Genomic DNA, 5,305 nt, shown 5'->3' with positions numbered 1-5,305 from the left:
GTAGGGGGGGCGTCGTAGGGAGGGTGTTCGCGCGACGACGCGAAGGCGCGAAGGGGCGGCTACCCGCTCCATAATCATCATCCCGGCGGATGCCGGGACCCATGGGTACGTGACAGTGGATTGATGTGCCGTCGCCGGCGTCGTGGGTCCATGGGTCCCGGCTTTCGCCGGGATGACGATCAACCCAAATTCCTCCCCCGCCAGGGGGAGGTGGCAGCGCAAAGCGCTGACGGAGGGGGAGGATACGGCACGTTCGCCGTATGTGGAAACGCCCCCTCCACCACCGGCCTGCGGCCGGCGGTCCCCAGAACAGGGTCGATCATGCCCCCTGCATGATCTTGGATTGCCGGGGGCAATCCAACCCTGTGCTCCCGCTGAAGCGAGGGAGGACTTGGGCCATCCTATACATCACGGGAGAGCATCATGCGGTTATTCGGACGCAGGTCCGCGCGCGAGGGCGTGCGGCCGGCTTTGTCGCGTACGGGGACGGGGGTGGCGCTCGGCGAGTGGCCGCGGTCGTATGAGGCGCAGGTGCGCGACGCCTTCGCCGGCAATGCGATCGCGCAGCGCGCGGTGAAGCTGGTGGCGGAGAGCGTCGCGGCGGCGCCGATCGCGGCGAGCGTGCCGGCGCTGGCGACGCTGGTCGCAACGCGGTCGGGTGGGCAGGCGCTGCTGGAGAGTGCGGCGGCGCAGCTGCTGCTGCACGGCAACGCCTACGTCCAGTTGCTGCGCGACGGGGCCGGCGAGACCGGCGGCGTGGCGGCGCTCTATGCGCTGCGACCCGAGCGGGTCACCGTCGAGCTGGACGCGGGCGGCTGGCCGACCGCCTACGTCTATCGGGTCGGCGAGCGGCGGACGCGGCTCGATGCCGAGGGGCCGCGGCCCGACGTGGTGCATATCCGCAGCTTCAATCCGGTCGACGACCATTACGGCATGGGCTGCCTCGGCGCGGCGGCGGGGGCGGTCGCGGTGCACAATGCGGCGGCGCGCTGGAACAAGGCGCTGCTCGACAATGCGGCGCGGCCGTCGGGCGCGCTGGTCTACGATCCCGGCGACGGCGGCGCACTGGCGCCCGACCAGTTCGAGCGGCTGAAGGCGGAGATGGAGGCGGGCTTCGCCGGCGCCGGCAATGCCGGGCGGCCGATGCTGCTGGAGGGCGGCCTGCGCTGGCAGCCGCTGTCGCTGAGCCCCGCCGACATGGATTTCGTCGGGCTGAAGGCGGCGGCGGCGCGCGAGATCGCGCTCGCCTTCGGCGTGCCGCCGATGCTGCTCGGGCTGCCCGGCGACGCGACCTACGCCAATTACCGCGAGGCCAACCGGGCGCTGTGGCGGCTGACCGTGCTGCCGCTGGCGGGGACGATCCTCGCCGGGCTGGCGCAGGGGCTGAGCGGCTGGTTCGAGGACGCGACGCTGACGGTCGATCTCGATCGGGTGGCGGCGCTGAGCGAGGATCGCGAGCGATTGTGGGCGAGCGTCGCGGCGGCCGACTTCCTGTCGGTCGAGGAGAAACGAACTATGGTGGGAGTAGGACGATGAGCGAGGTTCTGGCGCAACTGATGGCGCAGGCTGCGCGCGAAGGCAGCAACATCGCGACGATGCGCGCGATCGCCGAGGAGGCGGGCGAGCTGTCGGCGATGCGCGCGCTCAAGCGGCTCGGGCTGGGCGACGAGGAGGCGCAGGGCGACCTTGCCGCGCTGCGCGAGCTGCTCGGCGCGTGGCGCGACGCCAAGCGCTCGGCGTGGAAGGCGGCGGCGGGGTGGCTGCTGCGGATCGCCGGGGCGCTGCTGCTTACCGGGCTGGCGATGAAGCTGGGGTTCCGCGCATGGCTGGAGTGACCGCGCCGGTGCGCTTCGCGGGCTATGCGGCGCTGTTCGACCGTGCCGATCGCGCGGGCGACGTGATGCGCGCGGGCGCCTTCGCCGATGCCGGCGCGGTGCCGCTGCTGTGGCAGCATCGCGGGCGGCCGGTGGGCCGGATCGTCGCGATCGGCGAGGATGCGCGCGGGTTGCGCGTCGCGGGCGAGGTGGACGATCCGCGCGTCGCGGCGCTGGTCCGCCAAGGCGCGATCGACGGGCTGTCGGTCGGCTACCGGCCACTGCGCGTGGCGCAGGGCGCCCGGCGCGAATTGCTGCGCGTGGCGCTCGCCGAGGTGAGCCTCGTCGCGGTACCGATGCAGCCGGGGGCGCGGATCGACCAGGTCGACTGAGCCGGCGGCCAAGAGTTTTCAACCAAGGAGAATGAGCATGGACGTGGTCGATCGGCCAGCGTTGGACGGCGCGCGCGTGGTGCAGGCGGACGGAGCCTTCGAGGGTTTCGTACGGCAGGGCGCGACGCTGGAGATGAAGGCGTTCACCGGGGTGAGCGGCGATGCGGGCGGCTATGCGGTGCCGCGCGAGATCGATGCGGCGATCGCGCGGGTGCTGACCGGCGCTTCGCCGATCCGCGCCATCGCCAATGTCGTGCAGGTCGGATCGGCGGGCTATCGCAAGCTGATCACCACCGGCGGCACACCGTCGGGCTGGGCGAGCGAGACCGGGCCGCGGCCGGAGACCGCGACGCCGGTGTTCACCGAATTGGTGCCGCCGATGGGCGAGCTGTACGCCAATCCCTCGGCGAGCCAGGCGATGCTCGACGATGCGGCGTTCGACGTCGAGCAATGGCTGGCCGAAGAGATCGCGGCGGAATTCGCGAAGGCGGAGGGCGCGGCGTTCGTCAACGGCAATGGCGTCAACCGGCCCAAGGGGTTCCTGACCCAGGCGGTGTCGACCGCGAAGGACGGCGCGCGACCGCTGGGGACGCTGCAATATCTGCCCTCAGGTGCGGCGAGCGACTTCGGCGGCGCGCCCGACGAGCGGCTGGTCGACCTGATGCAGAGCCTGCGCGCGCCCTACCGGCAGGGGGCGAGCTGGGTGATGAACGCCAATACGCTGGCGCGCATCCGCAAGCTGAAGGGCAGCGACGGCCATCCGCTGTGGCAACCGGGGCTCGCCGAGGGGCAGCCGGCGCGGCTGCTCGGCTATCCCGTCGTCGAGGCGGAGGACATGCCCGACATCGCCGCCAATGCGCTCAGCATCGCCTTCGGCAATTTCGCCGCGGGCTATCTGATCGCCGAGCGCGCCGAGACCGCGATCCTGCGCGATCCCTACACCAACAAGCCGTTCGTCAGCTTCTACGCGACGCGGCGGATCGGCGGCTGCGTCGCCGATAGCGAGGCGATCAAGCTGTTGAAATTCGCCGCGGCCTGAGCGCGCGGGGGAAGGGGGAGCATATGGAGGGGGCGATACCGGCCGCGGCGGCGGCCGCGGCGGACTATCTGCGGCTGGGGGAGGCGGAGGCGGTGCTGGTCCGCGCGGCGGCGACCGCGCTGGCGCTGGCCGAGGCGTTCTGCGGGCAGCGGCTGATCGTGCGCGGCTTCGAGCAGACGCTCGTCGCCGCGCCCGGCTGGCAGCGGCTCGCGGAGCTGCCGGTGCGGGCGATCACCGCACCGGCGGCGGGGGCGGCGATCGACATCGACGGCCACGGCATCGGCTGGGTGCGGAGCGGGACGGCGGTGACGGTCGCCTATTGCGCCGGGCTGGCGGCGAGCTGGGACCTGCTCGCCGCACCGCTGCAACAGGGGGTCGTGCTGCTCGCCGCGCATCTGTTCGAGCATCGCGACGGGCGGGCCGAGCCGCCCGCCGCGGTGGCGGCGCTGTGGCGGCCGTATCGGCGGATGCGGCTGGCGGCGGAGGCGCGGTCATGAGCGCGGGGGCCGTGCTGTACGCGGCGACGCTCGCGCATTTGCGGCGGCGGACGCGGGTGTTCGCCGCGCCGCCGCTGCGGGCGGCGATGCCGCGGGTGACGCTGGACGATCCGGTGCTGGGCGCGGCGGATGCGAGCGGCGTCAGCGGCCGGGTGGGGACGATCGCGGTGACCTATACCGACGTCGGCGAGCAGCCCGAGCGGCTGCGCGCGCTGATCGTCGCGGTGGAAACGGCGATGGAGACGATGCCTGCCGACCTCGGCGCGGAGGGGTGGCGGCTCGCCGGGCTGCGGCTGGCGCGCAGCCGGCTGGTGCGCGGCAAGGCCGAGCATTGGATCGGCACCAGCACGTTCGCGGTGCGGATGTTCCGGATCAACTGAAGGAGACAGGCGATGGCGGTGGAACGGGGCAGTGCGTTCCTGCTCAAGGTCGGCGACGGCGCGGCGGTGCCGGCGTTCGCGACGGTGGCGGGGCTGCGTACGACGCAATTGAGCGTCAACGGCGAAGCGGTGGTGGTGACCAACAAGGATTCGGGCGGCTGGCGGCAATTGCTGTCGGGCGCCGGGGTGCGCAGCGTCAGCGTGTCGGGCGCGGGGGTGTTCACCGGCTCCGCCGCCGAGGCGCGGATCAAGGCGAGCGCGCTCGCGGGGACGATCGACGATTACCGGCTGAGCTTCGAGAGCGGCGACGCGATGACCGGGCGCTTCCTGGTGACCAAGCTGGACTATGCCGGCGATTTCAACGGCGAACGATCCTATACTCTGAGCCTGGAGAGTTCCGGCCCGGTGGTGGCGTCGTGAGCGCCGCGGCGAACCCGGCGCGCGGCGAATGCGCGCTGCGCGTCGACGGCTGCGAGCTGGTGCTGCGGCCGTCGTTCCAGGCGTTGGTCGCGGCGGAGCAGGAGCTGGGCTCGCTGTTCGACCTCGTCGTGCGCGCGACCGACGGCAAGCTGCGCATCGGCGAGCTGGTGGCGTTGTTCTGGCACTGCCTGCGCGAGCTACCCGAGGGGATGACGCGCGAGACGCTGGGCGAGGCGCTGATCGGCGTCGGGCTGGCGAAGCTGACGCCGGTGCTGCGCGACCTGCTCCACCAGATACTGGCGGGGCGGTGAGCGACTTCGCGGCCGGAGCGGTGCGGCTGGCGGGGTCTGCCGGGGCGATGCTGGGGTGGAGCCCCGACACCTTCTGGCGGGCGACGCCGGCCGAACTGGCGGCGGTGGTGGCGGCGGCGGCCGGCGGCGGTGCGGTGGCGACGCCGCCCGACGCCGCGACGCTGGCGGCGATGCGGGAGGCGTTTCCGGATGGATGAGGTGGAGCGGATGGTGGTCGGCGTGCACGCCGACACGGCGGGATTCGCGCGCGAGGTCGAGGCGATGCGCGGGACGCTGGAAGGGGCGCTCGGCGCCGGCGCGGAGCGGGCGGGGCGGTCGATCGAGGGCGCGCTGCTGCGGGCGGTGCGGAGCGGCAAGTTCGGCTTCGAGGAGCTGAAGGGCGTCGCGCTGGCGGCGCTGGCGCAGATCGCCAAGGCGGCGCTGCATGCCGGGGTCGGGGCGGTGCTGGGGGG

At 72.9% G+C, this 5,305-nt stretch carries 9 protein-coding genes and 1 pseudogene; all 10 read left to right on the top strand.

Translation table 11 applies throughout. The features are described 5' to 3' along the window. Nucleotides 1–423: 423 nt before the first annotated feature. A complete protein-coding gene (locus FFS23_RS19735) occupies nt 424–1,536 on the top strand; it encodes a phage portal protein (protein ID WP_137899939.1) in 1,113 nt (370 codons plus the stop codon). Further along, the gene (locus FFS23_RS19730; RefSeq protein WP_038665181.1) at nt 1,533–1,835 is read left to right on the top strand and encodes a DUF6127 family protein; all 303 of its coding nucleotides are present in this window, start codon (nt 1,533–1,535) and stop codon (nt 1,833–1,835) included. The genes FFS23_RS19735 and FFS23_RS19730 overlap by 4 nt, the downstream gene beginning before the upstream one ends. Then, the gene (locus tag FFS23_RS19725) at nt 1,823–2,206 is read left to right on the top strand and encodes an HK97 family phage prohead protease (RefSeq protein WP_171009564.1); all 384 of its coding nucleotides are present in this window, start codon (nt 1,823–1,825) and stop codon (nt 2,204–2,206) included. The genes FFS23_RS19730 and FFS23_RS19725 overlap by 13 nt, the downstream gene beginning before the upstream one ends. Nucleotides 2,207–2,243: 37 nt before the next feature. After that, nucleotides 2,244–3,245 (top strand): phage major capsid protein, encoded by a 1,002-nt coding sequence (locus FFS23_RS19720; protein ID WP_137899938.1) that lies wholly within the window; start codon nt 2,244–2,246, stop codon nt 3,243–3,245. Nucleotides 3,246–3,268: 23 nt separating this feature from the next. Beyond that, nucleotides 3,269–3,742, top strand: coding sequence for a head-tail connector protein (locus tag FFS23_RS19715; RefSeq protein ID WP_137899937.1), 474 nt, complete (start codon nt 3,269–3,271; stop codon nt 3,740–3,742). Next, on the top strand, nt 3,739–4,122 hold the full coding sequence (locus FFS23_RS19710; RefSeq protein WP_137899936.1) for a gp17 family tail completion protein: 384 nt from the start codon (nt 3,739–3,741) through the stop codon (nt 4,120–4,122). Before FFS23_RS19715 ends, FFS23_RS19710 begins: the two co-directional genes overlap by 4 nt. Before the next feature lie 12 nt (nt 4,123–4,134). Then, complete coding sequence (locus FFS23_RS19705; RefSeq protein WP_038665190.1) at nt 4,135–4,542, top strand: phage major tail protein, TP901-1 family; 408 nt, start codon at nt 4,135–4,137, stop codon at nt 4,540–4,542. Then, entirely contained in the window at nt 4,539–4,853 is a 315-nt protein-coding gene (locus FFS23_RS19700) for a gene transfer agent family protein (protein WP_038665193.1), read from the top strand. The genes FFS23_RS19705 and FFS23_RS19700 overlap by 4 nt, the downstream gene beginning before the upstream one ends. After that, nucleotides 4,850–5,050: a phage tail assembly chaperone gene (locus FFS23_RS19695; RefSeq protein WP_137899935.1), complete on the top strand. Its 201-nt coding sequence runs from the start codon at nt 4,850–4,852 to the stop codon at nt 5,048–5,050. Before FFS23_RS19700 ends, FFS23_RS19695 begins: the two co-directional genes overlap by 4 nt. After that, nucleotides 5,043–5,305: pseudogene (locus tag FFS23_RS19690) on the top strand (tail tape measure protein); the annotation flags it as partial. The gene FFS23_RS19695 and the pseudogene FFS23_RS19690, both read left to right, overlap by 8 nt.

It is taken from the genome of Sphingomonas sp. 2SG (assembly GCF_005503285.1).
Classification (GTDB): domain Bacteria; phylum Pseudomonadota; class Alphaproteobacteria; order Sphingomonadales; family Sphingomonadaceae; genus Sphingomonas; species Sphingomonas taxi.
The sequence above is the reverse complement of the archived record's forward strand: the minus strand, read 5'-3'. Positions and strand labels throughout refer to the sequence as shown.

Bases quoted from the DNA above. Each gene is read 5' to 3' on its own strand.
- FFS23_RS19735 (WP_137899939.1), top strand. From the start codon at position 424: ATGCGGTTATTCGGACGCAGGTCCGCGCGCGAGGGCGTGCGGCCGGCT.
- FFS23_RS19730 (WP_038665181.1), top strand. From the start codon at position 1,533: ATGAGCGAGGTTCTGGCGCAACTGATGGCGCAGGCTGCGCGCGAAGGC.
- FFS23_RS19725 (WP_171009564.1), top strand. From the start codon at position 1,823: ATGGCTGGAGTGACCGCGCCGGTGCGCTTCGCGGGCTATGCGGCGCTG.
- FFS23_RS19720 (WP_137899938.1), top strand. From the start codon at position 2,244: ATGGACGTGGTCGATCGGCCAGCGTTGGACGGCGCGCGCGTGGTGCAG.
- FFS23_RS19715 (WP_137899937.1), top strand. From the start codon at position 3,269: ATGGAGGGGGCGATACCGGCCGCGGCGGCGGCCGCGGCGGACTATCTG.
- FFS23_RS19710 (WP_137899936.1), top strand. From the start codon at position 3,739: ATGAGCGCGGGGGCCGTGCTGTACGCGGCGACGCTCGCGCATTTGCGG.
- FFS23_RS19705 (WP_038665190.1), top strand. From the start codon at position 4,135: ATGGCGGTGGAACGGGGCAGTGCGTTCCTGCTCAAGGTCGGCGACGGC.